Annotated in this window: 3 protein-coding genes; 2 read left to right on the top strand and 1 reads right to left on the bottom strand. The window is 65.1% G+C overall.

Annotation, left to right across the window (positions count from 1 at the left end; translation table 11 throughout):
* Window positions 1-76: 76 nt before the first annotated feature.
* The gene (locus tag PVW46_RS21875) at window positions 77-1,480 is read right to left on the bottom strand and encodes a helix-turn-helix domain-containing protein (RefSeq protein WP_043145906.1); all 1,404 of its coding nucleotides are present in this window, start codon (window positions 1,478-1,480) and stop codon (window positions 77-79) included.
* A 141-nt stretch (window positions 1,481-1,621) separates the two neighbouring features.
* Here PVW46_RS21875 and PVW46_RS21870 point away from each other — a divergent pair, with 141 nt between their 5' ends.
* A complete protein-coding gene (locus PVW46_RS21870; RefSeq protein WP_069210278.1) occupies window positions 1,622-2,824 on the top strand; it encodes a pyridoxal-phosphate-dependent aminotransferase family protein in 1,203 nt (400 codons plus the stop codon).
* A gap of 86 nt (window positions 2,825-2,910) precedes the next feature.
* Window positions 2,911-3,173, top strand: a 263-nt coding sequence (locus PVW46_RS21865) for an aldolase/citrate lyase family protein (protein WP_274577628.1), incomplete at its 3' end; no start/stop codon positions are given.

The raw sequence follows: 3,173 nt of genomic DNA, 5'->3' as shown, positions 1-3,173 counted from the left end.
CCTGTACGTTTTGTACAAAACGTACAGGGAATCCGGCATTTTGTACAAAGCGGTAAGGTTTTGATAACGGGTGGCCTCAGACGGCGTAGCGCGTCGCGCCGCGGCGGTTCTCGTCCACCGGCTCGGACAGGACCACCGCCTGGTGCGCGCGCTGATCGCAGTTGGCGCGCGGGCAGACCCGGCAGTTGATGCCGATTTCGGCCGCATGCGGCTGTCGGACGTTCAGGTCCTCGGCGTAGCCGATGCTGCCGACGTGTTCCATCGCGCAGCCCATCGCCACCGCCAGCCGCACGTCCTGCCTGTGGCGGGCAAAGCTGGGGCGGTCCACGGTGCGGGCAAAGACGAAGAACTGCGAGCGGTCCGGCATCTCGGCCACCTGAGGCAGAATCAGGCCCGGTGTCCGGAAACAGGTGTGCACCTCCAGCCGGGGGCAGGCGCCGCCGTATTCCGCCAGGTGAAAGTCGGTCGAGTTGAATCGTTTGGTGACGTTGCCGGCCTTGTCGATCCGCAGGAAGAAGAACGGCACGCCCCGCGCTCCGCTGCGTTGCAGCGTGGTGGCGCGGTGGCAGGCCTGTTCGAAACTGACACCGAACCGCGTGGCCAGGTGATCGAAGTCGTATTTGCTCTGCAGCGCCTCGGCCAGGAAGCGGTCATAGGGCATCAGCACGGCGGCGGCAAAGTAATTGGCCAGCTCCACCCGGCAGCGCGCGCGCCCCTTGGCGTCGGTCAGCCCGCTGCGGCCAAGGATGTCGTCCAGCAGGTCCTTCTGTTCTACCAGCGCGGCCACATGGACCAGCTGGAACACCCGGTTGGGATGGTCCAGTGCCTCGGACAGTCGGACCTCGCGGCGTTCTTCGTCATATTCCCTGAGCGAGGTCGGCATCTCGGCCACCGGGACCAGCCGAACCCGCAGGTCCAGCCGGTGCCGCAGCCGCAGTTTCAGCGCCGGATAGATGTCGTCGGGCGCCACGTTCTCGCCGAACCAGAACCCTTCGGCGGCCTGTTCAAGTGCCTCGAAGTGGTTGCGGTTGCTGCGGAAAAAGTTGTGGACCACGGCCTCGGAGGTCTGCGGCAGGACACGCTGCCCGGTCTCGCCGGAGCTGGCCACGCTCATCAGCTGGTCATTCGTCGCCATGAAGGCGCGGTGCAGTTTCAGAAAGCAGGCGGCCAGGTCCGGACTGTGCGCCAGCGCGGCGCGCAGCTGCGGCAGGTCGGGGCGGGCGCCCTCGAACAACGGGTCCTGGAGGACGGCGCGGATGTCGGCCAGTTGCGCCGTGTCGTCGTCCTCGGCGATGTCGCGCCAGTCAACACCATAGGCCTCGAAAAGCTTGAGCAGGACTGGCACCGACACGCTGCGCTCGTTCTTTTCCAGGAGGTTCACGTAAGAGGTCGAGATGCCCAGGCGCTTGGCCATCTGCACCTGGGTCTGGCCGTGTTCGATGCGCAGCCGGCGCAGGCGGGGTCCGATGAAGGTCTTCATGGTATTTTACAGTATACTAAATTTTACATTTTGACAATTGCGGGTGTTTGTAAAATCTCGCATTTACAGCAGGACCCGGCTTTGTTTCCAGTTTCTGAATGTCTGGCGCATGGTGTCTCTCAACCGCAAGGGAGGAGCACCATGCGCACCGGACAGACCCATCTTTTCATCCCCGGCCCGACCAATGTGCCGGAGGCCGTGCGCCAGGCGATGAACGTCCCGCAGCAGGACATGCGCGCCAGCGACTTTGGCAGCCTGACCCTTGGCCTGTTCTCCGACCTCAAGCGCGTGTTCAAGACCGCGACCGGCGAGGTCATGCTGTTCCCCGGCTCCGGCACCTCGGCCTGGGAGGCGGCGATCACCAACACGCTGAACCCCGGCGACAAGGTGCTGATGGCGCGTTATGGCCAGTTCTCGACTCTCTGGGTCAAGATGGCCGAGATGCTGGGGCTGGAGCCTGTCGTCGTCGATCTGCCCTGGGGTGCCAGCGCGCCGGTGGGCGAGTTCGAGCGGATCCTGGGCCGCGACGTGCACGATGAGATCAAGGCCGTATTTGTCACCCACAACGAAACCGCGACCGGCGTCGTGTCGGACGTGGCGGCGGTGCGCCGCGCGCTCGACAGCACGTTCCACGATGCGCTGCTGTTCGTCGATGGAGTCTCCTCGATCGGGTCGATGGATTTCCGGATGGACGACTGGGGTGTCGACCTGGCCGTGACCGGCAGCCAGAAGGGCATGATGATGCCGGCGGGCCTGGGGATCCTGGGTGTCAGCCAGAAAGCGCTGGAGGCGTCGAAGACGGCCACCATGCGCCGCGCCTACTACGATTTTGCCGACATGCGTGCCTTCAATGCCGACGGCTATTTCCCCTACACCCCGCCGACGCCGCTGCTGCACGGGCTGCGCGCCTCGCTGGACCGGATCTTTGCCGAGGGGTTGGAGGCGGTATTTGCCCGCCACGCGCGTCTTGCCGAGGGCATCCGCCGTGGGGTGAAGGCCTGGGGGCTGGAACTGGTGGCCGAGCATCACAGCTATTACTCGAACACCGTCAGCGCGATCCGCGTGCCCGAGGGCGTGGATGCCCGCGAGGTGCTGCGCATCGCCTATGACGATCTCAACGCCTCTTTCGGGTCCGGCCTTGGCCGTCTGAACGGCAAGGTTTTCCGCATCGGCCACCTGGGCGATTTCAACGAGGGCATGGCGCTGACCGCGCTCAGCCTCGCCGAACTTTCCCTGATGCGCGCGGGCGCTGCCGTGGTCCCCGGCTCTGGCGTCGGTGCGGCGCAGGCCTGGTTCGCGGGCGATATCGAGTACCGGCAGCCCTTCGCGGTGGCCGCCGAGTAACCCCATCCCGACACCCGGGACCCTATGAACGCGCCCCTGCACGGGGCGCGGTCGGTCCCCTCATGTTTTGAAGAAAGGTAAGATCCATGTCCCACACGCTGCACCCGCTCCGCAAACAGCGCCTGCACCGCTCTGAACTGGCGGTGCCCGCGTCGAACCCCGCGATGGTCGAAAAGGCCGCCGACAGCGCCGCCGATTACGTCTTTCTGGATCTCGAAGACGCGGTGGCGCCCCCTGAAAAGGACCAGGCGCGCAAGAATGCCGTCGAGCTGCTGAACGACATCGACTGGGCCGGCAAGGGCAAGACGGTTTCGGTGCGGATCAACGGGCTGGACACGCATTACATGTA

Origin of the sequence: Mameliella sp. AT18 (assembly GCF_028807275.1) — a bacterium.
GTDB classification, from domain to species: Bacteria; Pseudomonadota; Alphaproteobacteria; order Rhodobacterales; family Rhodobacteraceae; genus Antarctobacter; species Antarctobacter albus.
The sequence above is the reverse complement of the archived record's forward strand: the minus strand, read 5'-3'. Positions and strand labels throughout refer to the sequence as shown.